Source organism: Massilia luteola (assembly GCF_034420155.1).
GTDB classification, from domain to species: Bacteria; Pseudomonadota; Gammaproteobacteria; order Burkholderiales; family Burkholderiaceae_D; genus Telluria; species Telluria luteola.
Genome location: NZ_JAXOFN010000001.1, coordinates 435,039 through 456,548, shown reverse-complemented (window position 1 = coordinate 456,548; position 21,510 = coordinate 435,039). Strand labels below are relative to the sequence as shown.

Annotated in this window: 19 protein-coding genes; 1 reads left to right on the top strand and 18 read right to left on the bottom strand. The window is 68.7% G+C overall.

Annotated features, from left to right (window positions below; all coding sequences use genetic code 11):
* Nucleotides 1-2 precede the first annotated feature (2 nt).
* The 18 genes from U9J41_RS02095 to U9J41_RS02010 all read right to left on the bottom strand — a co-directional run bounded on the left by U9J41_RS02095 (nt 3) and on the right by U9J41_RS02010 (nt 20,583).
* The gene (locus tag U9J41_RS02095) at nt 3-2,183 is read right to left on the bottom strand and encodes an EAL domain-containing protein (RefSeq protein WP_322399928.1); all 2,181 of its coding nucleotides are present in this window, start codon (nt 2,181-2,183) and stop codon (nt 3-5) included.
* Entirely contained in the window at nt 2,180-4,216 is a 2,037-nt protein-coding gene (locus U9J41_RS02090) for a sensor histidine kinase, YfiR-like protein-associated (protein WP_322399927.1), read from the bottom strand. Before U9J41_RS02090 ends, U9J41_RS02095 begins: the two co-directional genes overlap by 4 nt.
* Nucleotides 4,213-4,797: a TOL_0243 family YfiR-like periplasmic protein gene (locus U9J41_RS02085; RefSeq protein ID WP_322399926.1), complete on the bottom strand. Its 585-nt coding sequence runs from the start codon at nt 4,795-4,797 to the stop codon at nt 4,213-4,215. The genes U9J41_RS02090 and U9J41_RS02085 overlap by 4 nt, the downstream gene beginning before the upstream one ends.
* A gap of 27 nt (nt 4,798-4,824) precedes the next feature.
* Nucleotides 4,825-6,807, bottom strand: a complete 1,983-nt coding sequence (locus U9J41_RS02080; protein ID WP_322399925.1) for a TOL_0244 family TonB-dependent receptor — start codon at nt 6,805-6,807, stop codon at nt 4,825-4,827.
* A gap of 242 nt (nt 6,808-7,049) precedes the next feature.
* The gene (gene pncB, locus U9J41_RS02075; RefSeq protein ID WP_322399924.1) at nt 7,050-8,237 is read right to left on the bottom strand and encodes a nicotinate phosphoribosyltransferase; all 1,188 of its coding nucleotides are present in this window, start codon (nt 8,235-8,237) and stop codon (nt 7,050-7,052) included.
* Nucleotides 8,238-8,327: 90 nt separating this feature from the next.
* Nucleotides 8,328-8,897, bottom strand: a complete 570-nt coding sequence (locus U9J41_RS02070) for an SET domain-containing protein (protein WP_322399923.1) — start codon at nt 8,895-8,897, stop codon at nt 8,328-8,330.
* A gap of 243 nt (nt 8,898-9,140) precedes the next feature.
* Nucleotides 9,141-10,811 carry an AMP-binding protein gene (locus U9J41_RS02065; protein WP_322399922.1) on the bottom strand — a complete coding sequence of 557 codons (1,671 nt, stop codon included), beginning with the start codon at nt 10,809-10,811 and terminating at the stop codon, nt 9,141-9,143.
* Nucleotides 10,812-10,928: 117 nt separating this feature from the next.
* Nucleotides 10,929-12,617, bottom strand: a complete 1,689-nt coding sequence (locus U9J41_RS02060) for a 4Fe-4S binding protein (RefSeq protein ID WP_322399921.1) — start codon at nt 12,615-12,617, stop codon at nt 10,929-10,931.
* A 12-nt stretch (nt 12,618-12,629) separates the two neighbouring features.
* The gene (locus tag U9J41_RS02055; protein WP_322399920.1) at nt 12,630-13,253 is read right to left on the bottom strand and encodes a DUF3306 domain-containing protein; all 624 of its coding nucleotides are present in this window, start codon (nt 13,251-13,253) and stop codon (nt 12,630-12,632) included.
* Between the two features lie 7 nt (nt 13,254-13,260).
* Nucleotides 13,261-13,701, bottom strand: a complete 441-nt coding sequence (locus tag U9J41_RS02050) for a DUF3305 domain-containing protein (RefSeq protein WP_322399919.1) — start codon at nt 13,699-13,701, stop codon at nt 13,261-13,263.
* Nucleotides 13,698-14,168 carry a hypothetical protein gene (locus U9J41_RS02045; protein ID WP_322399918.1) on the bottom strand — a complete coding sequence of 157 codons (471 nt, stop codon included), beginning with the start codon at nt 14,166-14,168 and terminating at the stop codon, nt 13,698-13,700. Before U9J41_RS02045 ends, U9J41_RS02050 begins: the two co-directional genes overlap by 4 nt.
* Before the next feature lies 1 nt (nt 14,169).
* Complete coding sequence (locus U9J41_RS02040; RefSeq protein WP_322399917.1) at nt 14,170-14,601, bottom strand: hypothetical protein; 432 nt, start codon at nt 14,599-14,601, stop codon at nt 14,170-14,172.
* 10 nt (nt 14,602-14,611) lie between these two features.
* Nucleotides 14,612-15,706, bottom strand: coding sequence for a formate dehydrogenase subunit gamma (locus U9J41_RS02035; RefSeq protein ID WP_322399916.1), 1,095 nt, complete (start codon nt 15,704-15,706; stop codon nt 14,612-14,614).
* A gap of 12 nt (nt 15,707-15,718) precedes the next feature.
* Nucleotides 15,719-15,931, bottom strand: coding sequence for a hypothetical protein (locus tag U9J41_RS02030; protein ID WP_322399915.1), 213 nt, complete (start codon nt 15,929-15,931; stop codon nt 15,719-15,721).
* On the bottom strand, nt 15,928-16,608 hold the full coding sequence (gene fdh3B / locus U9J41_RS02025; protein WP_322399914.1) for a formate dehydrogenase FDH3 subunit beta: 681 nt from the start codon (nt 16,606-16,608) through the stop codon (nt 15,928-15,930). Before fdh3B ends, U9J41_RS02030 begins: the two co-directional genes overlap by 4 nt.
* 271 nt (nt 16,609-16,879) lie before the next feature.
* Entirely contained in the window at nt 16,880-19,699 is a 2,820-nt protein-coding gene (locus U9J41_RS02020; protein WP_322399913.1) for a formate dehydrogenase subunit alpha, read from the bottom strand.
* 36 nt (nt 19,700-19,735) lie between these two features.
* Nucleotides 19,736-19,960, bottom strand: a complete 225-nt coding sequence (locus U9J41_RS02015) for a formate dehydrogenase (protein ID WP_322399912.1) — start codon at nt 19,958-19,960, stop codon at nt 19,736-19,738.
* Nucleotides 19,957-20,583 (bottom strand): TorD/DmsD family molecular chaperone, encoded by a 627-nt coding sequence (locus U9J41_RS02010; protein ID WP_322399911.1) that lies wholly within the window; start codon nt 20,581-20,583, stop codon nt 19,957-19,959. Before U9J41_RS02010 ends, U9J41_RS02015 begins: the two co-directional genes overlap by 4 nt.
* Before the next feature lie 232 nt (nt 20,584-20,815).
* Here U9J41_RS02010 and U9J41_RS02005 point away from each other — a divergent pair, with 232 nt between their 5' ends.
* Nucleotides 20,816-21,214, top strand: a complete 399-nt coding sequence (locus tag U9J41_RS02005) for a TraR/DksA family transcriptional regulator (protein WP_322399910.1) — start codon at nt 20,816-20,818, stop codon at nt 21,212-21,214.
* Nucleotides 21,215-21,510: the final 296 nt, after the last annotated feature.

Below are 21,510 nucleotides of genomic sequence, written 5' to 3'. Positions count from 1 at the left end.
CGTCATGGCGGGCCGGCGAGTTCGGGGGCCGGCATCGCCGGCACGTTCTCCGGCGCCATGCCGTGCAATTGCCAATAGTGCCGGAACGCGGCGCGTATGCTGTCGCGCAGCACCTCGTTATCCCACGGCTTGGTAAAGAAGCGATACAGCGCCCCGAGATTGATCGCCTCCATGATGGTGTCGAGGTCGGTGTACCCCGACAGCACGATACGGAACGTGTCGGGATACATCTCCTTCACCTTGCCGAGGAATTCGGTGCCGCTCGTGCCCTGCATGCGCTGGTCGCACAGGATCACGTGCACGGGATGGAGCGCCAGCTGCTCGAACCCCTGGGCCGCGCCCGACGCCGTCAGGATGTGATAACCGTCGCGGCGCAGCAGGCGATTCAGCGCGGCGAGCACGCTCGCCTCGTCGTCGATGATGAGCAGGGTGCGCGGCGGCACCGCGGCCACCAGGTCCGGCGGCAGCGCCAGGCCGGCGCCCTGGCGCAGCATCGCCTCGAACTGCGACGCCGGCAGCGGCCGGCTGAAGTAGAAGCCCTGGATCTGGTCGCAGCGATAGCGCCTGAGCAGGGACAGCTGGGCCACGGTTTCCACGCCCTCGGCGATCACGTCGAGCTTCAGGCTGTGCGCCATCCCGATGATCGCTTCGGTGATGGCGGCGTCGTCGGGATTGGTCGTGACGTCGCGGATGAAGGTGATATCGATCTTCAGCGTATCGAGCGGCAGCCGTTTCAGGTACGCCAGGCTGGAGTAGCCGGTACCGAAGTCGTCGATCGACACGCGCACGCCGCGCGCCCGCAGGCGGTGCAGGGTGGCGATCGCGCATTCCACGTTGTCCACCAGGGCGCTTTCGGTCACTTCGAGCTCCAGCATGCCGGCGTCGATGCCATGCGCGTCGATCGCATCCAGCACGGCCTTCTCCAGGCCGCCGCCCGCGAACTGGCGGCCCGAGACGTTGACGGCGATGTGCATCGGCGCCGACATGATGCCGGTCCACGCGGCGATCTGCCGGCATGCGGCGTCGATCACCCAGTTGCCGACGTCGACGATCAGGCCGGTGTCCTCGAGCACGGGAATGAACTCCCCCGGCGCTGTCAGCCCGTGCCCCGGGCGATTCCAGCGCAGCAGGGCTTCCGCGCCCGTGATGCGGCCGGTGTTGATCTCGGCCTTCGGCTGGTAATGGAGGACGAACTCCTCGTTGCCGATCGCGTCGTGCAGCGCGTTCTCCAGCGTCAGCCGGTGCCGCGCCTGGGCATTCATTTCGTCGGTGAAGAAGTGGCAGCGCCCCCGTTCCTCGGCCCTGGCCTGGTGCAGGGCGACGTCGGCATACTTGAGCAGGGTCGCCGCATCGGTGGCATCGGCCGGATAGAGCGCGACGCCGATGCTGGCCGTCATCGTGAAGTGCTGGGTCTCGAGGGCGAAGGGCCGCTGCAGCGCCGTCCGGATGCGATGGTCGGTCTGCAGCACCTCGTGCTGCAACTGCTGTCCCGTCAGTACCAGTTCGAACTGGTTCCCGCCGACGCGGCCCAGCGCGGTGCGCACGGGTACGCAATCGCTCAGGCGCTGCGCGAACTGGCACAGCAACTCGTCGCCGCCGACGTGGCCGAGCGTGTCGTTGACGTATTTGAAGCGGTCCAGGTCGATCGCCATCACGGCGACCATCTCGCCCGCGCACTGCGCCTGCGCGAGCGCCTGCTCGATCGACGCGTGCAGCAGCATGCGGTTCGGCAGGCCGGTGACGGTGTCGAAGCGGGCCAGGCGCAGGCCGTATTCGCGCATCTCGGTGTACAGCAGGCGCACCTCGAGCATATTGCGGATGCGCGTGAGCACCTCGACCTGGTCGAACGGCTTGCTGACGAAATCCTTGGCCCCGGCTTCCAGCGCGCGCAGCTTGTGCGCGGGTTCGGCGGTGACCACCAGCACCGGCAGATAGCCCTCGCTTTCCAGCGGCCGCAGGCCTTCGAGGATCTGGAACCCGTTTATATACGGCATGTTCAGGTCGAGCACGATGATGTCGTAGCGGTTGGCGCGATGCAGGTCGAGCACGGTGCGCGCGTCGGTCACGAGCGTGACGCAGGTATAGCCGGCGTCTTCGAGCATGTAGCCGAGCAGCTTGACGTTCGCTTCCTGGTCGTCGACGATCAGGATGCGGGCCCGGTGAATGTCGGATAAGGAAATCATGGCACCTCTTTTCGGTCGGCGATGACTTGGCCGCGAACGGCGCCGTTGGCCTCCAGCGCGCTGTCGATCGCGGCGGAAAATTCTGCGATGTCGATCGGTTTGGCGACGTATCGGAAAAACCCGTTGCTCATGGCGAGCGCGATGTCATGCGACATGGCGCTGGCGCTGACGGCGATCACCGGGATGCCCGCCGTCGCGGGATTGGCGCGCAGGACCTTGAGCGCGTCGATGCCGCTCATGCCGGGCAGGTGGACGTCCATCAGGATCAGGTCGGGCGCATGGGTGCGCGCGAGCGCAATGCCGAGGTGGGCATCCGGCGCCGACAACAGGCGCAGGTCGGGACTCAGGGCGATGATCGATTCGACCAGCTTCAGGTTGGCGGGATTGTCTTCCACATACAATAACGTGTAGCCGTTGCCGGCGGCGCGCGGGGCCGGCACCGCCGCCGCGGCGGTGGGCAACGCCGCGGCGGCAACGTCGCCGGCGCCGGGCGCGGCCGGGGCCACGCCGTCGAGCTCGATCCAGAACACGCTGCCGATCCCGACCGTGCTCGTCACGCCGATGTCGCCGTTCATCAGCTCGACCAGCCGCTTCGTGACGACCAGGCCGATACCCGTTCCCTCCTCGGCGCCCGCTTCCTGTCCCAGGCGATTGAAGGGCTGGAACAGCCCCTCCATCTGCGCCGCGTTCAGGCCGGGTCCGGAATCGCGCACGGCAATGCGCACGCGCCACGCCGCGTCCAGCGCGCAGTCGAGCGCCACCACGCCGCCGGCGCGGTTGTATTTGATCGCGTTCGACAACAGGTTCAACAGGATCTGCTTCAGGCGCGTCCGGTCGGCCAGCACGGTGATGCCCGGCGCGGCGGGAAACGTCATGCGCAACCCGCGCTGGTCGCCCAGCGGTTCGAGCATGGCCCGGCATTCCTGCACGACTTCGTCGAGGGCGACCGCCTCGAGCGACAGCGTGACAGCGCCGGACTCGACTTTGGCCAGGTCGAGCACTTCGTTAATCAGGGTCAGCAGGTGTCGACCCGCCTTCAGGATATAGCCCGTGAATTCCTTCTTGCGCTCGACGTTGTTCGGCTGGGCGTCGTTGGCGAGCAGCTGGGTAAAACCGAGGATGGCGTTGAGCGGCGTGCGCAATTCGTGGCTCATGCTCGACAGGAACGACGACTTCGCCTGGTTCGCCTCTTCCGCCGCCGCCTTGGCCAGCGCCAGCTCCGACGTGCGCTCCGCCACGCGCTGCTCGAGGTCGACGTTCAGGCGCATGACCTCGCGCTGGGCGCGCTCGCGCTGTTCCACTTCGCGCATGATCGCCAGGTTCGACGACTCCAGTTCGCCGGTGCGCCGTTCCATCTCGCCGAGCATGTCGTTGAACGCGCCCACCATCATGCCGACTTCGTCGCCGCTGCTGGCTTCGACGCGGCGCGAATAGTCGCGCTGCGCCACCACGTCGCGCGCCGTCTCCGCCACCGCCGAGATCGGACGGCTCACCAGCGCCTCCATGCGCACGACCATCAGCAGCGCGATCGCCATCGCGATCAGCCAGACGGCGACGGCGATGCCGACGTCGACCACGATGGTCCTCGTCGGATCGTAGGTCGCGCGCAGGTACACGGTGCCGAGGGTGCCGTTTTCGCCGGCGATGCGGCGGAACACGTTCAGGCGCGCGCCCTCGACCAGTGCGCCGTCCTCCGCCGGCCGGGCGGGCAGGTCCCTCGCGCGGCCGGGGCGCACGTACGACGCGAACACCTTGCCCTGGTCGTCGTAGATCGCCGCCGCCTCGATGTTCGGCCAGGCGTCGAACAAGTGCAGGTTGCTGGTCGCCAGTTTCGGATCGTCGAACGCCAGCGCCGGCGCGGTCATGCGCCCGAGCAGCGTCGACTGGGTCGTCATCTCGGCCACCAGCCCGCGGTGGAACGTCCAGATGTCGCCGGCCACGTTGCCGACCAGCGCGATGGCGAGCGCCACCAGCGTGGTCGACAGCACGATGATGAACAACTTGTACCGGATGGAGTGCGAGCGCCGCATCATGGAATCCCCTTCTCCACTTTATATGCCGCACTGAGCATCAGCGCGCTGACCTTCAGGCGGCTCGGCTTGATCGACCTGAGCGCGACTTCGAAGCGCAGGCGGTCGTCGACGACGGCGAAGCTGATCATGCTGCCGAAGCCGCCGCCCGCGCCCGGTTCCGCGATGGTCAGGACCGGGCGGTCCTTGATGGCCGCATTCAGCTCGCGCGCCCAGTGCGCGTCCAGTTCGCCGACGACCAGCATCTGCACGTCGGCCGCCGGGTCGCCGCGCCGCAGCCGGCGCACGACCACTTTACGCCCGTCCACGGTGCGCCCGGCCAGGCTCGCCTCGAGGTCGTCGGCCAACGCGTCCGCGCCGGCCAGGCCGATCGTGAAGTTGCTGTCCGGTCCGGCAAACGCCTCGGGCGGCCATTCGACGTAGCTGGCAAACTTGTACAGATAGGCGGCCTCGATCTGGCGCAGCATCTGCTCGCTGCGCCCGTTCGCCGGGGTGTCGGCGCGCGCGGCGCCGGCCGCGATGGCGAGGACACACGCCAGCCCCGCCAGCCAGCGCCGCCGCCCCTTACGCTCTAGCCAGGACATCAACATTGTCGACGTGGCCCGGGCGGCTCAAAAGCGGTGGACGGCTTTGGCATAGACGCCGCGGCCGAAGTCGCTGCGCGTCGCCGCCGCGGTAAATTCCGCATGCCCGCCCCCGTTCAGGTGCTGCGCGGCGATCGACAATTCCCAATCCGGCCGCGGCCGCCAGCCATAGCGCACGTCCACGCTGGTGTAGGCCGGCACCTCCGGACTGGACAGCGCGGCCACGCGGCTCAGCGTGCAATCGAGCGAGCGCTGGCCGTCCAGGTCCAGCGACGAGCGCAGCAGCCATTTGTGCGCGGGGTCCAGCCCGGCCGTCGCGGGGGCCCTGGCGTCGTTGCTGCCGGGTTTCAGGTGGAGTCCTTCGTGCAGCGCATTCATCCCCGCGTTCAGGCGCAGGTGCGGCATGGCCTGCCAGGTGCCCCACATCTCGATACCGTTGGTGCTGCCCTCCATCTTGTTGGCGTAGTAAACATAGGTGCGGCTGGCCGCGACTTCCTGCGTGCGCAGGTCGTCGTACCGGGCATGGAAGGCCGTGACCGAATACGACAGCGTCGCGGTGGGCTGGCCGCGATAGCCGAGTTCGGCGACCTGGGCCGACTCGGACGTCACGGTCGATCCGCCGTCGAGCAGGAACGGCGGCGCGCCCGGCACGTAGATGTCGCGATCGAAGCGCGACGGCGCGCGCACGGTGCGCGACAGCGCGCCCCACAGCGCGTGCCCGCGTGCCGGTGTCCAGGCCAGCCTGGCATTGGGCAGCACTTCCATGCCGGTGTAGCCGTTGCGTTCGAGGCGGGCGCCGACGGTCAGGCGCAGGTCCGGACGCAGCGCCAGCTCGTCCTGGGCGAACAGGCTGACCCAGTTCTGGTTCAGGTCCGCCGGCAGGAAGGCGACGTACCGGCTGTTGCGGACCCGATCGACGCTGTAACGATAGCCCGCGCCCCACACCAGCGCGTGCCGGCCGATCGGCGCCAGGTTGTGCTGGAACTGGACATCGACGATATCGAGCACCTCGCCGAAGGTCGGCGGCACGGTGCGCTCGGTGTGATCTTCGACCACATGCAGGCCGAGGTGGCCGCCGCCGTCCAGTTGACGCTCCCAGCGGGCGTTGAGATTGGCGCCGGCCAGCGTGATCGGACCCAGCGCGAACTGGATGCCGGAGATCGCGATCATGCCCGGCAGCGGCTGGTTCTCGGTGCCATGGTAGGCGTCGCCTTGCACGGTGAACTGGTCGACGCCCCGCCGCCAGTCGGCCCGGAAACCGGCCTGCGCGTGGTAGGCGGCGTCGTCGATGGGGCCGCCCGTCGCCAGCGACGTGTGCTCGAGGTCGACGTATTTCGCGTAGATCCGGTAAGTCAGCCCGTTGTCCAGCCTCGCGCCGTAACGCACGGCGGCGTCGGAGCGGCGGTTGCCGGCGCCGGCGCTGGCGACGCCGCCCTGGGTGTCCCCGGAAGCACGGGTGATGATGTTGATGACGCCATTGACCGCATTCGTTCCCCACAGCGTCCCGCCCGGCCCGCTGATCACTTCGATCCGCTCGACATCTTCCAGCATCACGTCCTGCGCATCCCAGAATACGCCCGAGAACAGCGGCGTATAAATGGATCTGCCGTCGATCAGCACCAGCAATTTGTTGGCCGCGCTGCTGTTGAAACCGCGCGCGCTGATCGTGTAGCCGTAGGCGCTGGCTTCGGCGACTTGCAGGTTCGGTGCCAGGCGCAGCGCTTCCGGCAAGCTGGTGACGCCGCTGCGGCGCAGGTCGTCGCTGGTGATCACGAACACGGACGCCGCCGCCTCCGCGAGGCGCTCGCTGTTCTTGGATACGGACGTAATGCGGATGTCGGCCAGCTGGTCGAAACTGAGGTCGAGCAATTCACTGCCTTGCGGCAGCGCACGGCACGGCAGCGCGGCCGCTGCCAATAACAGGCCGGTCAGCCCGGCGACGCGCGCCGCGGGCCGTGTTGCGCTGGCGCGCGACCGCCCCGCCCGCCATGCATGTAGTTGCCAAAACATCTTCAAACGAGCGCTCCAGGTGTGTGTGGCTGTCAGGGCCGCGCGCTGCCCTGGCGAATTGTTAAAACTGTGAGCAATGTCAAAACGATAGTAGACCTGGCGCAATAAAAATGCACGCGATTCTTTGTCGCGAAAAGACCGACAGCGAAGCCGTGGTCGCGCCGCGACAACGCGGGCGCGCCGGGGCCGGCCGCGGGACGGATTCCGGCGCCGGATGCCGGCAAAAAAGCCGCGGCAATCGTTCAGATGCGCTGGTCGAACACCTGGCGCAGATAGGCGATGAAGGTCTCGTCCGTGCTGAATCCCTTGCCGGGACTGTCGGACAGCTTGGCCACGGGCTGGCCGTTGCAGCGCGTGAGCTTCATGACGATGTTCAGCGGCTCGAACTGCGTGTCGTTCGTCAGCTTGGTGCCGATGCCGAAGCCCGTCATGACGCGGTCGGCAAAGTGGCGGTACAGGCTGAGCGCCTTCGGCACGGTAAGCGCGTCCGAAAACACCAGCCGCTTGGTGCGCGCGTCGATGCGCAGCCTGGCGTAGTGGACGATGGCTTTTTCGCCCCACTCGACCGGATCGCCGGAATCGTGGCGCAGGCCGTCGAACAGCTTGGCGAAGTACAGGTCGAAGTCGCGCAGGAAGGCGTCCATGCCGACGACGTCCGTCAGCGCCGTGCCGAGGTCGCCGCGGTATTCCTGGACCCAGTCTTCCAGCGCCTTCTTCTGGAAGTCGCGCAGGCGCACGTCGAAGGACTGGAACGCCTGCATGTATTCGTGCGCCATCGTGCCGATCGGCACGAGATTGAACTTCTTCGCGAGATAGACGTTCGACGTGCCCTTGAAAAATTGCGGCAGCTCGCGCGCGAGCGTGGCGACGACTTCCTCGTGCCAGTCGCCGGAAAAGCGGCGGCGCACGCCGAAATCGAAGAACTCGAACGGGTTGGCACGCTTCGGTTCCTGCTCGAAAGCGCGGAACTCGGCGACTTTCTGCGCGAGCCGCTCGCGCGCCACGGCCAGCGCGGCCTGCCGGTCGAAGCGGCGGAAATACAGTTCGTTGACGATGTACAGCACGAAGATCTCGAAGCCCATCACGTGCACGATCGGTCCGCTCGCGCGGATGCGCAGGTGCGGCCCGTCCGTTTCCACGTGGATGAATTTGCGCTGGAAACGGAACAGCGTGAGGAAGTCGGCAAAGTCGCTTTTGATGAAACGCAGGGACCTCATGTATTCGATGTCGTCCTCGCTGAACATCAGCGTGCACAGATGGTCCAACTCGCGTTCGACTTCCTCTTTCAGTTCGGCCAGCGGATAGGCCGGGGTATTGCGGCACTTGAACTCGTATTCGCCGGTGGCGTTCGGGTGCATGTGCAGCAGGGCCTGCCACATGGTGAATTTATAGAGATCGGTTTCGAGCAGGCTTTGGACGACTGGTTTCATGGGCGGTTCGGCGGGTCGCGATTGTCGGTGTCGTTGCTGTTGTCGGTATTCGGTGGTGTCGGGTTGGCCCGCGGGGTAGCGGCGGTGGCCTCAGGTCGCGGCGCCGGCGGCCTTGCGGCTGCGCTTCTTCGGCGCCAGCATCGTGCCCGTGCAGGCCGGCGTGCCGCAGCGGCAGGCGAACAGGCGTTTCAGCGCCGGCGTATGGCGCTCGTCGTAGACCAGCGCGTAGTTGTAGTTCAGCTCCTCGCCCGCGGCGATGTCGAGCAGCGCGTGGATGTACACGCGGCCGTCGTCTTCGTAGGCTTCGCAGTTGGGCTCGCAGGCGTGGTTGATCCAGCGGGCGTCGTTGCCGCGCCGGCCGCCGTCGATCACGTTGCCGTCGGCAAGGCTGAAGTAGAACGTGTGGTTGACCGGGCCGCCCCGCTCGGCGGCACGGCGCGTCGCTTCGTCCCACGTGATGCGCTCGCCGCGGTATTCGATGATGCGCTCGCCGGCGCCGATCGCACGCATTGCGAACACGCCGTTGCCGTGCACCGGCGATTTTCGAACCTCGTAGATGGCCGCCCGCGCCGGCTTCGCCGTCCTGGCGGGCTGCGCGGCCTTGTCGGCCGCCTTGCTTGCGGTCTGCTTCGAGGGGGACGGTCGGACGGAGGTGCTCATTGGCTCGGCGTTTCGGATGGTGGACACGGACTTATTATTGATCGGATCGCGGCACGGCCGCCGCACGCCACCATCTTACCGTGTTGCCGGGTCCGTGTCGGCGCCGCCGGGTCGGTCGCTGGTTTACATGGAGCCGCCCGGGCTTGCGGTGAGGCCCGCGGCCCCGCATTGAGCGCCGCGCGCCTGCATCGAGCGCCCCGGGCTCGCATTGAGCGCCCCGGACTCGCATTGAGCCCCCCGGGCTCAATGCTCCTCACGGAACTCCGTGCCCACGTGCTCGCCGCGCGCCTCGGCCTTGCGCAGCTCGACGCGGCGGATCTTGCCGGAGATGGTCTTCGGGAGTTCCGTGAACGCGATGCGGCGGATGCGCTGGTACGGCGCCAGCCGGTCGCGTGCGAAGGCGAAGATGGCGGCGGCCAGTTCGGGCGTCGGTGCCACGCCCGGACGCAGCGCGATGAACGCTTTCGGCACGGCCAGGCGCACCGGGTCCGGGCTCGGGACGATCGCGGCTTCCAGCACGTCCGGGTGCTCGATCAGCACGCTCTCCAGCTCGAACGGGCTGATGCGGTAATCGGAGGACTTGAACACGTCGTCGTTGCGGCCCACGTAAAAATAATAGCCGTCGTCGTCCACGCGCGCCGTGTCGCCCGTGTGGTAGCGGCCGCCGCGCATCACGTCACGCGTTTTCGCGTCGTCGTTCTCGTAGCACAGCATCAGGCCCAGCGGGGCCGGGTCGAGGTGCAGCGCGATCTCGCCTTCCGCGGCCGGCTCGTCGTCGATGTCGAGCAGCGCCACGCGGTAGCCGGGCAGCGGCCGGCCCATCGATCCCGGCTTGACGGGCTGGCCCGGCGGATTGCCGATCTGGCAGGTGGTCTCGGACTGGCCGAAGCCGTCGCGGATGCGGATGCCCCACGCGCGCTCGACCTGCTCGATGACTTCCGGATTCAGCGGCTCGCCCGCCCCGACCAGTTCGCGCAGCGGCGGCCGCCATTGCGCGAGGTCTTCCTTGATCATCATGCGCCACACGGTCGGCGGCGCGCACAGCGACGTCACGCCGCAGCGCACGATCGTGTCCAGGCAGGCGCGCGCGGAAAAGCGCTCGTAGTTGTAGACGAACACCGTGGCGCCCGCGTTCCACGGCGCGAAGAAACAGCTCCACGCATGCTTGGCCCAGCCGGGCGAGCTGATGTTCCAGTGGACGTCGCCCGCGCGCAGGCCGATCCAGTACATCGTCGACAGATGTCCCACCGGATAACTCTGCTGGCTGTGCAGCACGAGCTTGGGTTTGGCCGTCGTACCGGACGTGAAGTACAGCAGCAGCGGATCGGTAGCGCGCGTGACGCCGTCCGGCACGAACACCGCTGGCGCCGCCGCGCTGTCGGCGTAATCGCGCCAGCCGGCGACGCCCGCGCCGGGGCCCACGCCGATGCGCGTGTAATCGCCGGGCAGGTCGGCGAACTTGTGCGTTTCCGACGCCTGGACGATCACGTGGCGCACGCGGCCGCGCTGCAGGCGGTCCTGCAGATCGGTGTCGGACACGAGCATCGTCGTCGGCACGAGCACGGCCCCCAATTTGATCCCGGCCAGCATGATCTCCCACAGCTCGACGCGGTTCGGCAGCATCAGCAGCACGCGGTCGCCGCGGCCCACGCCGCAGGCACGCAGCCAATTCGCGACCTGGCTGGAGCGCGCCGCCATCTCGGCGTAGGCGATCTTGCGCTCGCCGCCGTCTTCGTCGACGACCCACAGCGCGGGCGTCGCGTTGTCCCTGGCCTGGATGTCGAAATAGTCGAGGGCCCAGTTGAATTCGTCGAGCTCGGGCTGGCGGTAATCGCGGTACGCGGTCGCGTAATCGGTGCGATGCTGTTGCAGGAAGTCGCGCGCGCGGATGAAGCGCTCGTACGGGGATGCCATCGGTCGTCTCCTTGATTGTGGTTGCGGCACGGGCGCCTCGTGAGCACCCGCGTCCATTCTGCCACGCTCGAGGCGCCAGGGGACGACGCGCCGTCAGCGCAAGGAGCCGACGCGCCGTCAGCGCCGGCGCAGCTCGTGCGCCTGGTGGATGGTCTGTTCGTCGCTGGGCGTCATCATGTCGATCACGCGGCAGTCACCGCACATGCGCATGCGGTCGAGGTGGCCCGCGAAGGCCGGGTGGCCGGCAAGGCGCGCCAGCATGCTCTCGACCATGCGCACCGTGCCGAACGGCTTCTGGCAGCGGATGCAGTGGAACGGCTGCGTTTCGTTCAGCACGGCCGGCTGCTTGCGCGACTCGCGCAACGACAGGCGCGGCACGAGCCGGATCGCATCTTCCGGACACGTCGTGGCACAGAGGCCGCACTGCACGCAGTTCTTTTCGATGAAGCGCAGCTGCGGCGCGTTCTGCCCGTCCTGCAGCGCGGACGCCGGACACGCGCCCACGCACGCCATGCACAGGCTGCACTTGGCCGCATCGACATCGAGCGCGCCGAACGGACTGCCGGCGGGCAGCGCGATCTCGTCGGCCGGCCGCGGCGCCTCGCGCAGCAGGTGCTCCAGTGCATAGTCGAGCGTGTTGCGCTTGTCCGCCGCGACGTTGAAGCCGGCATGCCGCGCCGGCACGTCCCCGCGCGGCGCGTGCCGCAACGCGAGCGCCAGTTCGTCGGCAGAGCTCACGCGCAGCAGCTGCAGGTGCGACCCCGCATAGCCGAGGCCCGTCATGATCGTCTGCGCGACGGTCATCTGCTCGTCGAGCGCGGCCGCGTACTGCGGCGCCTCGGCCTCCGTCATCAAGACGGTGACGCCGGCCGCGCCCCAGGCCAGCGCGGCGAGCCAGAGATCGATGCCCGTCGACGCCGTGTGGTGCACGCCCAGCGGCAGCACGCGTCCCGGCACGGCATCGGGTTGCGCGAGCAGCGCCGCGCCTTCCGCGCCATGCACGAGCAGCACCGGCTCGCGCCCGCCTGCCTGCGCGAAGGCGGCCAGCAGCACCTTGATGCGCATGCCCGTGTGCGCCGCGCTCGGGTAGGCATAGCCCAGCGCCCCGGTCGGGCAGACGGTCGTGCACGCGCCGCAGCCGGCGCACAGGTACGGGTTCACGGCGATCAGGTCGCCCGCACCGGCGATGGCACCGGCCGAGCAGACGTCGACGCAGGCATTGCAGCCGCTCTTGCGGTTGCGGCCGTGGGCGCACAGGCGTTCCTTGTAGGCGAAGTAGGTCGGCTTTTCGAATTCGCCCACCATCCCGGCCAATTCGGCGACGGCGGCCTGGCGCGCGGCCGCGTCCGGGCCCGGCGCGTAATAACCGTGCGGCCGCTGGTGCGTCGCGATCTGCGGCGTCGCGCCCAGGTCGAGCACGAGGTCGAAGCGCGCGTGTTCCGGCGTGCGGGCGCCCGCCTGCCACGTCGCGTCGAACGCGCCGAGCCAGCCCGTCACGACGAGCGCGCGCGCGGCGAACACCGGAAACAGGCGTGGCGCGTGGTCGTTGTCATCGTCGCCGTCGCCGTCCAGCAGCACGACGGTCACAGGCAGCACGGCCGCGACGCGCTCCGCCCACGGCAGCGCGTCGGCGCGCGTGCCGACAACGAGCGTGCGGCCGACCGACCGGTAGCCGACCGTGTCCAGCGGTTCAGGGGACGGGATGGCGGCCAGCGCATCGAGCGCGGCGCGGCGGGCGGCGCGGTCGCGTTCGTCCCGGTCGGGGTCGAGGGGGACGCCCTGCCCTTCGATCAAGCGGATATTCATCGTGTCTCGGTTTCAGGTGGTGTTGTCGGTGTTGTCGGTATCGTGCGGCGCCTCCGCCACGGCCGGGCGATCGGCGCCGGGATCGTCGTCGGCGCCGGCCGCATCCACGGCGCGCCGGAACATCTGCTTCGCATGCGCCAGCGACGCGAGCATCGCTTCGGACACGGGACTCGGCTTCGTGTAATCGTCGATGTAGACGTCGAGCCGGTCCATCGTATTGAAGTGCGGGTCGGCGAACAGCTTCTTCAGCGCGGTACGCCGCACGGCCGCGTCGACGCCGCGCGCGACGAAGGCGGAGAAATCGGAGTCGCCGGTCAGGCGGGCGACGTCGTCCAGCGTCGGTAGCGGCGCGGGTGCGGAGGCGGAGGCAACGGCCGGCGCGACGACCGCCCTCGATGCGGCCTGCGGCGCCCCGGTTGCGCTGGCTGCGGCGGCCGGCACGGCGGCCACGCCTGCTGCTGCGGGCGGCGCTGAGGTCACGCTTGCTGCGCGAGGCGGCGCAGCGGCCATGCCTGCTGCTGGGGGCGGCGCGGCGGCCCCGCTGGCCGCGACCGGCGCCGGTTCCGCCCGCGCTGCGTTCTTGCGGCGCGCCCAGCGGCGCAGGAAACCCTCGTCCGGCTCGATCCGTCCCGTCATGGCTCCGTCATCCGTGCTGGCGGCCGCGGCGCGGCCTGGGTTGGTAGTGCTCGCGTAGATAGCCCGCGAGCCAGGCGTAGATCTCGGCCGGCATCGTCACGCCGTCCGCATTCTCGCCCGAGTCGAACATGCGCGTGCCTTCGACGTAGCTGACCGACGCCCGCACGGGCATCGCGCGGCCGTCCTGCATGCGCCACAACACGAACACCTTCGATTCCGGCGCGACGCAGTTCTCGTAATAGCCCTCGTTCTCGTCCGGATAGAGTTCCAGTTCGAGGCCGGAGACGAGGTAGTAGTCGCGCTCGGGCGACTCGCTCAGCACGCGCACGGGCGGCAGGTCGCCCCGGTCGGGCACGACGCCGACGGCTTCCCACGCTTCGTCGGCCCAGCGGTGCTTGACGGCGCGCCGCTGCATCAACACGGCGATCGGCATGGATCCCATCTTCATTGGTTGTGCACCTTCGGCGTGCCCTTCTGGACGGTGGGCGGCGTGCCGGCCGGCTCGGCTTTCGTCGGGCCGGCCTTGACGTCCGCGCTGGGCGGCGCCGTGCCCAGCTTCTCGCTCTTGATCGGTGCCGCGGCACCGGCGGGCGTCAGCTTGCCGTCCGGTTGTCCGGCCGGGGCGGCCGGGGCGGCGGCCGCGGCGACCGCGACCGGCGCATGTGTCTTCCAGCCCTGCGCGGCCGCGCGGGCGCGCCAGCGCGCGGTGACGGCGTCCACCGAGGCGGTAAGCGCCAGCTTGTCCTGCGCGGCCTGGGCATCGGCCTTCGCCTTCTTGGCGGCGGCGGCCTGCTGCTGCGCGAGAGTCGGCGCCGGCAGCGCGGCGTGGGCCGCGGCGGCGGCGAGAACGAGCGCCAGCGCGGCGGCGATCCGGTTCATCGGGTTCATGCGGTTCATCCGGTTCATCGTGTCCATGTCAGCGCCCCGGCGCCGCGGAATGCGCGGGATCGCTGTTGACGGCCCCCGGCCGCGGCCCCACCTCGGCCGGCGTCGGCGTGGCCGGCCTGCCGTTGTCCCCCGGCTGCGTCTGCGTCGTACCCTGGGTGCCGGCGCCGCTGGGCGGGGTCACGCCCTGGCTGGGGCCCTGGCCCGTCTCGCGCACGGAGCCTCCCAGCGCGGCGCCGGCCGTGTTGCCGCCGCTGCCGCCCGCGATGCCCGGCGTGCCGCCCGCATAGCCGGCGTCCGTCTTGGGGCCGGCATGCGCTGCCATGACCTGCCCGCTCGTGCCGCCGTCGGCCGTCACCATGCCCGGGAATTTCGTCTTGCGCTGGGCGTTGTCGCCGTGCTGCTTGCAGGCCGTCGCGGCCAGCAGCACGGCCAGCGCCATGATCGTCGTCGTCGCCTTCATCGCTGTCCCCTCAGTGCGCCGGCCGTGGCGGCGGATTGCCCGTGGGCGGGCGCTGGTCAGGCGGGAGGCGGTCGTCGAACGTGCCCGGCGCGACGCCGGACTGCACCTCGTCGTACCACACGGCGTGGTGCGCCTTCGCCCACGATTCGTCGACGGTCCCGTGGCGCATCGCCTCGTACGCGCCGGGCGTGCCCCAGGTGCCGATGTAGATGTGGCCCATGGCCGCGGCGATGTAGAACGTGGCGCCGGCGATGTGCAGGTAGTTCGCCACCTGCAGCACGTAGCGGGTCTGGCCGAAGTCGACGAAGTCCAGTACGAGGCCGCTGATCGACATCACGAGGCCCAGCAGCGTCACGCCCAGCCAGAACCACGCCTTCTCGCCGGCGTTGAAGAACCCGGCCGGCACGTGCGTGTGCGACACGATCCCGCCGCCCTGCCTCACCCAGCGCCAGTCGATGCGGCGGAAAAAATTCCGGTGCAGGAAGGTGAAGAACATCAGCACCGAGCACACGATGAACAGCGGCCCCGCGAAGTTGTGCAGGTATTTGAAGACGTAGGCGATGGCGGCGAACACGTCGTGCCCGACGAGCGGCAGCAGGAACTTCTTGCCGAACATGATGACGAGGCCCGTCACGGCGAGGACGATGAAGCTGATCGCCGTGGCCCAGTGCACGCTGCGCTCCCAGCTCGTGAAGCGCGTGATACGCCGCCCGGTCTCGGGCGCCTCCACGCGCGCCGGGCCGACGGCGCGGTAGAACAGGAAGATCGCGACCAGCACGACGACGAGGATGGTCCCCATCGCCGTGGCGAACGGTCCGTTGCGCCACGTGCGCCACTGGTTGCCGCCGCGCTGGACGATGACCGTGCCTTCCTTCGCGCCGTACTGGCCGAGGTAGTGGCGGTCGATGTGCACGCGTCCGGAGCTCGACGACGCCAGTCCCGGCTCGGGCGCGCGCGTATCCTGCTCGGCCTGCAGGACCGTCTGCTCCTCGGCGTACGCCGGTTCGGCGCGGTTGTTCGGGACGGCGGCGTGGGCGGCGCCGACCAGCCACAATCCGAGGAATAAAGCCAGCAGCGTCCGCGATGATGGAAGGGCGAAGGACATGGTCGGCTCCTGCTACGGGTTGGCCCGGTTGTATTCGTTCTGGTTCATGTTGCGGTTGCCGATCGCGCCCCACCACGCCAGCTTGTCGTCGTGGAAGAGCCGGTGCATCGGACGGTCGTCCTTCTTCCCGGCGTACATGCCGTGCACCCAGTTGGGATGCTGGTCGACTTCCAGGCAGCCCGCCAGCAGCAGCAAGGGCAGGCACAGGGTGAAAAGGCGTCTCATGTCGGCAGCCTCCCCGGGTCGTTCTGCGTATCCTTGAGGTTCTGGTTCGCGCGCGGGCCGTCGCCCGTCGCCTTGATGTCGCCGCCCCGCTTCGGCTTGCCGTAGGCGATCTTCCAGCCCCACAGCTCCGGGCCGTAGCCGCGCGTCTCGACACGCTGGCGGTAGATGTCCGCGATGACGGTCGCGTCGCCGCCGATCAGCGCCTTCGTGCCGCACATCTCCGCGCACGCGGGCAGCTTGCCTTCGGCGATGCGGTTGCGGCCGTACTTCTTGAACTCGGCCTCGGACGTATCGGGCTCCGGGCCGCCGGCGCAGAACGTGCACTTGTCCATCTTGCCGCGGTGGTTGAACAGGCCCGTGGCCGGGAACTGCGGCGCGCCGAACGGGCACGCGTAATAGCAGTAGCCACAGCCGATGCACTGGTCCTTGTCGTGCAGGACGATGCCGTCTTCCGTGTGGTAGATGCAGTTGACCGGGCAGACGGCCAGGCACGGCGCGTCGCTGCAATGCATGCACGCGACCGAGATCGAGCGCTCGCCCGGCACGCCGTCGTTGATGGTGACGACGCGGCGGCGATTGACGCCCCACGGGGTCTCGTTCTCGTTCTTGCAGGCGGTCACGCAACCGTTGCAGTCGATGCAGCGCTCGGTGTCGCAGATGAACTTCATTCGGGCCATATCGTTCTCCTCGTCGCCATTGCACTCTCCCTCGTCACCGCCGCACTCTTCCACGTCGCCGCCGCACTCTCCCCGTCGCCGCCGCACTCTTCCACGTCGCCGCCGCACTCTCCCCGTCGCCCCCGCGCAGGCGGGGGCCCAAGTTTGCAAGCGTTCCGTTGCGCTTCAACTTAGGTTCCCGCCTGCGCGGGAACGACGTTGTTTGCGCGGGAACGACGTTGTTTGCGCGGGAACGACGGTATTTATGTGTTCGTCGTTGATGCATTCGTTGTCAGGCGCGCACCAGCCGGCACAGCGACACCTTGGTCTCCTGCATCATGGTCACCGCGTCATACCCATACGTCCATCCGGTGTTCACGGCCTCGCCGCGCACGGCGGGCGCGCCGCCCTCCGGATAGTGCTTTTCCAGGTCCTCGCCCATCCACCAGCCGCCGAAGTGGAACGGCATCCACACGAGGCCCTCGGGCACGCGCGGCGTGACCATCGCCATCAGCTTCAGGCGCGCGCCGGTCGGCGTCTCGACCCACATGAATTCGCCCACCTTCACGCCGATCTGCGCGGCGTCGGCGGGGTTCACTTCGCAGAACATGTTCTGCTGGAGTTCGGCCAGCCACGGATTCGAGCGCGTCTCGTCGCCGCCGCCCTCGAACTCGACGAGGCGGCCGGACGTCATGATCAGCGGGTAGTCCTTCGAGAAATCCACGTCCTGCACGGACTTGTACAAGGTCGGCAGGCGCCAGAACGCGGCCTTGTCGTCGTAGGTCGGATACTTCGCGACCAGGTCGCGCCGCGGCGTGACGATCGGTTCGCGGTGCACGGGCACGGGGTCCGGGAAGTTCCACACGTTGCAGCGGGCGCGCGCATTGCCGTACGGCGCGCAGCCGTGCGCGATGACGACGCGGATGATCCCGCCCGACAGGTCCGTCTTCCAGTTCTTGCCCTCGGCCTGCACCTGTTCTTCCGGCGTCAGCTCGGCCCACCAGCCCAGCTTTTTCAGGAACACGTGGTCGAATTCCGGGTAGCCCGTGTCGATCTCGCTGTCCTTCGTGAACGAGCCGTCGGCCGCCAGCAAAGGCTCGCCGTTGTGCTCCACGCCCCAGTTGGCGCGGAACGGCAGGCCGCCCTCGGCCACGGATTTGTGCAGGTCGTACAGGATCGGCGTGCCCGGATGCTTCATCTCCGGCGTGCCCCAGCACGGCCACGGCAGGCCGTAGTAATCGCCCTTGCACGGACCGGTTTCGGCGAGCAGCGTCGTCGGATTGAAGTCGCGCTTGTGCTCCATGTGCAGCTTGAGGCGCTCGGGCGAACAGCCGGTGTAGCCGATGGTCCAGCACGAACGGTTGATCTCGCGGAGGATGTCCTCGATGACGGGTTCGTTGTTGACGACCTTGATGTTCTTGACGAGCTGCTCGCCGAAGCCCAGCTTGCGCGCGAACAGGTACATGATCTCGTGGTCGGTCTTGCACTCGAACAGCGGCTGGATCACGCGCTCGCGCCACTGGAGCGACCGGTTCGACGCCGTCACCGAGCCCTGCGTCTCGAACTGCGACGCGGCCGGGAGAAGGTAGACGCCGTCCGAGCGGCCGTGCATCGCGGCCGTCATGCTCGGATACGGATCGATGACGACCATGAAGTCGAGCTTCTGCATCGCCGCCTTCATGTCGGGCAGGCGCGTCTGGCTGTTTGGCGCGTGGCCCCAGTAGAACACCGCGCGCAGGTTGGTCGGCTGGTCGACGTACTGGTTATCCTCGAGCACCGCGTCGAACCAGCGCGACACCGTGATGCCCGGCTTTTCCATCAGCTCCTTCGAGCCGAAGCGCGACTTGATCCAGTCGTAATCGACGCCCCACACGGTGGCGAAGTGCTTCCACGCGCCTTCCGCGATGCCGTAGTAGCCGGGCAGCGAATCGCCGTTCGGGCCGATGTCGGTGGCGCCCTGCACGTTGTCGTGGCCGCGATAGATGTTGGCGCCGCCGCCCTGCACGCCGATATTACCCAGCGCGAGCTGCAGGATCGACAGCGCGCGCACGTTTGCCGTGCCGACGTGGTGCTGCGTGATGCCCATGCACCAGACGACGGACGACGGCCGGTTCGTCGCCAGCATCTCGGCCGCCATGCGCACCGACGCTTCTGGGATACCGGTCACGTCGGTCACCTTGTCCGGCGTCCACTTGGCGACCTCCTTGCGCACGTCGTCCATGCCGTGGGTGCGCGCGGCGATGAATGCCTTGTCCTCCCAGCCGTTGGTGAAGATGTGCCACAGGACGCCCCACACGAACGCGATGTCCGTGCCGGGCCGGATGCGCACGTAGTGATGGGCGAAGCGCGCCGTGCGCGTGAAGCGCGGATCGACGACGATCATCTTCGCGCCCAGCTCCTTCGCGTGCAGGAAGTGCAGCATCGAGATCGGGTGCGCCTCGGCCGGGTTCGAGCCGATGAACAGCACGGCCTTGCTGTAATGGAGGTCGTTGAACGAATTCGTCATCGCCCCATAGCCATAGGTCTGGGCGACGCCGGCGACGGTCGTCGAGTGGCAGATGCGGGCCTGGTGGTCGCAATTGTTACTGCCCCACAGCGATACCCATTTGCGCAGCAGGTAAGATTGCTCGTTGTTGTGCTTCGAGCTGCCGATCACCATCAGCGCGTCCGGCCCGGACTGCGCGCGCAGCTTCAGCATCCGGTCGCCGATCTCATTGATCGCCTGGTCCCACGTGATGCGCTCGTACTTGCCGTTCACGAGCTTCATCGGATAGCGCAGCCGGTGCTCGCCGAAACCGTGCTCGCGCACCGACGCGCCCTTGGCGCAGTGCGCACCCATGTTGAGCGGCGAATCGAACGCCGGTTCCTGGCGCACCCATACGCCGTTGCTGACGACCGCTTCCACCGAGCAGCCCACGGAGCAGTGGCTGCACACCGTGTGCTTGACCTCCGTGTGCGCTTGCGTGGGCACGGGGTCCGCCGCGGTCGCGGGCTGGATCACGTTCAGCGGCAGATGGCGCGCGAGGGCGCCGGCGCCGGCCGTCACGCCCGCGCCGACGAGGAAGCGGCGCCGTTTGAGTCCGCCGTCGCGCGATTGTCTCACCAGGGTCATGCCAGTCTCCTCTCGTCCACCGGTTCGTCTACCGGTCTACCAATACGCCGCGCTGCGGTAGTAGCGCCGGATATGTTCGGTCTCGTGATAGCCCTGCGATGGCTGCGGCGCCGCCGGCGCGGCGGGTGCGGCCGGCGCGGCGGGCGCACGCGCACGCGCGGCGGCCGCGATCGCCAGGGCGCCCAGTGGGGCCGCCCGCAGGAAGCTGCGGCGGGCCGGATCGGGGTGCGGGTCGGTGTCCTTGTCCATGGTCGTCCTCATGCGGCGATCGGGTCGGCGGCGTCGAGCACGGCGAAGGCCTGCGCTTCGATCGACAGGAAGGCATCGACGACGCCCGCCACGACCCGGTAAAAATTCGCATCCGGGCCGGCGGCGACGTCGGCCAGGCAGGCCGCGTACCAGGGCCGCAGATGCGCTTCGAAAAAGGCCTGCTGCACGTCGAGCCCGCGCGCCGGCATGCAGGGGCCGCCCTGGATCAGCACGCGCATCGTCTCGCACAGGGCGCCCAGGTGGTCCTCCGACTCGCCCACGCCGGGCGCGCGCGCCAGGCCGAGGCGCGCGAGATCGTGGCGCAGGCCGGCCAGCGGCGCGTCGTTCAGGTGGCCGGTCAGGTAGAAGGAGGCGTACGGATTCACCGGCGGCGTGCCGATGCTGACGAACATGGCCGCGAACTCGTCGTGGGCGGCGGCCGCGTCGACGGCGGCGGCGGCCTGCGTGAGCTTGAGCCACGCATCCTCGAGGGCGAATTCGCCGGCGGCCGCGATCGGTTCGGCGGCGGCCAGCGCCGCCAGCAGGCCGGCGTCGGGCGGGGCCAGCAGCAGGCGCGCGAACAGGCCATAAAAGTCGGCGCGGGCCTGGTCTTCGCCGGCCAGCGGAAGGGGCACGGCAACACCGTCGGGGACGGCGTCGTCATGCAATCCGGATGAAGCGGAGGCCGGCTCGACCGACATAAATCTCCCGTTAGCAAATTTTCATGGGAAGTGTAGTCCTTGACAACGCGAGGGCGCGCACGCTTGACGAGGGCGGGGGCGGCGCGGCGGCCGGCAAGCCGGCGCGCGGTCCGGTCGTTATGGATTAGAGTGCGGAAGAATCCAGACAACGAACAGGACGACGACCATGCCGCCAATCTCACCCCAACTCCACGAGGAACTCGGCAAGCGCCTGCGCCAGAGCCGCGCGGACGTGCAGGCCGCCGTGCGCGCACGCACGGATGGCGACACGGACGACCGCCCGGCGATCTCGCCCACCGCCCACATGGGGCAGAACGACGACGCCCCGACCGCCGAGATGCTCAGCCATAACGAGGAGCACCGGGCCGAGCACGATTCCGACCTGCTGCACGAGATCGACGCCGCCATGGGCCGGCTGGAATCGGGCGCGATCGGCGTGTGCGTATCGTGCGGCCGCGAGATCCCGGAAGCGCGCCTGCGCGCCACGCCGACGGTGCAGACGTGCGTCGCATGCCAGGAGCGGATCGAGCACGAGCGCGGCACGGGACGCGGGCCGAGCATGTAAGCGATAGGCGCGGCCGGTCGGCGGCCGGCCCGGACATCGGCGGCCCCCGTCCCGGATGCCCTGCCGGCGGGTGGACTGCATCCCGTGGAAATCGCCGTTCCTGCGGCGATTATTTGATGCGTCCTGTCCACCGATCGCCGGCCTGCCGCGTTTGCCACAGGTCAGCGAACGCCGCCGCCGGCATGGCCGGGCGGCGGACGTTGTCGTGAGCCCTGCAGATCGGTTCTTCAGCAGAACTTCAGCAGAAAAACAGACGCGCCGCCCGACCGTTAAAATGCGGTACGCTGCGCGCACGT

What these genes read in the sequence shown, in the direction of transcription:
- U9J41_RS02095 (WP_322399928.1), bottom strand. Translation starts at nt 2,183, where the DNA reads ATGATTTCCTTATCCGACATTCACCGGGCCCGCATCCTGATCGTCGAC.
- U9J41_RS02090 (WP_322399927.1), bottom strand. Translation starts at nt 4,216, where the DNA reads ATGATGCGGCGCTCGCACTCCATCCGGTACAAGTTGTTCATCATCGTG.
- U9J41_RS02085 (WP_322399926.1), bottom strand. Translation starts at nt 4,797, where the DNA reads ATGTCCTGGCTAGAGCGTAAGGGGCGGCGGCGCTGGCTGGCGGGGCTG.
- U9J41_RS02080 (WP_322399925.1), bottom strand. Translation starts at nt 6,807, where the DNA reads ATGTTTTGGCAACTACATGCATGGCGGGCGGGGCGGTCGCGCGCCAGC.
- pncB (WP_322399924.1), bottom strand. Translation starts at nt 8,237, where the DNA reads ATGAAACCAGTCGTCCAAAGCCTGCTCGAAACCGATCTCTATAAATTC.
- U9J41_RS02070 (WP_322399923.1), bottom strand. Translation starts at nt 8,897, where the DNA reads ATGAGCACCTCCGTCCGACCGTCCCCCTCGAAGCAGACCGCAAGCAAG.
- U9J41_RS02065 (WP_322399922.1), bottom strand. Translation starts at nt 10,811, where the DNA reads ATGGCATCCCCGTACGAGCGCTTCATCCGCGCGCGCGACTTCCTGCAA.
- U9J41_RS02060 (WP_322399921.1), bottom strand. Translation starts at nt 12,617, where the DNA reads ATGAATATCCGCTTGATCGAAGGGCAGGGCGTCCCCCTCGACCCCGAC.
- U9J41_RS02055 (WP_322399920.1), bottom strand. Translation starts at nt 13,253, where the DNA reads ATGACGGGACGGATCGAGCCGGACGAGGGTTTCCTGCGCCGCTGGGCG.
- U9J41_RS02050 (WP_322399919.1), bottom strand. Translation starts at nt 13,701, where the DNA reads ATGAAGATGGGATCCATGCCGATCGCCGTGTTGATGCAGCGGCGCGCC.
- U9J41_RS02045 (WP_322399918.1), bottom strand. Translation starts at nt 14,168, where the DNA reads ATGGACACGATGAACCGGATGAACCGCATGAACCCGATGAACCGGATC.
- U9J41_RS02040 (WP_322399917.1), bottom strand. Translation starts at nt 14,601, where the DNA reads ATGAAGGCGACGACGACGATCATGGCGCTGGCCGTGCTGCTGGCCGCG.
- U9J41_RS02035 (WP_322399916.1), bottom strand. Translation starts at nt 15,706, where the DNA reads ATGTCCTTCGCCCTTCCATCATCGCGGACGCTGCTGGCTTTATTCCTC.
- U9J41_RS02030 (WP_322399915.1), bottom strand. Translation starts at nt 15,931, where the DNA reads ATGAGACGCCTTTTCACCCTGTGCCTGCCCTTGCTGCTGCTGGCGGGC.
- fdh3B (WP_322399914.1), bottom strand. Translation starts at nt 16,608, where the DNA reads ATGGCCCGAATGAAGTTCATCTGCGACACCGAGCGCTGCATCGACTGC.
- U9J41_RS02020 (WP_322399913.1), bottom strand. Translation starts at nt 19,699, where the DNA reads ATGACCCTGGTGAGACAATCGCGCGACGGCGGACTCAAACGGCGCCGC.
- U9J41_RS02015 (WP_322399912.1), bottom strand. Translation starts at nt 19,960, where the DNA reads ATGAGGACGACCATGGACAAGGACACCGACCCGCACCCCGATCCGGCC.
- U9J41_RS02005 (WP_322399910.1), top strand. Translation starts at nt 20,816, where the DNA reads ATGCCGCCAATCTCACCCCAACTCCACGAGGAACTCGGCAAGCGCCTG.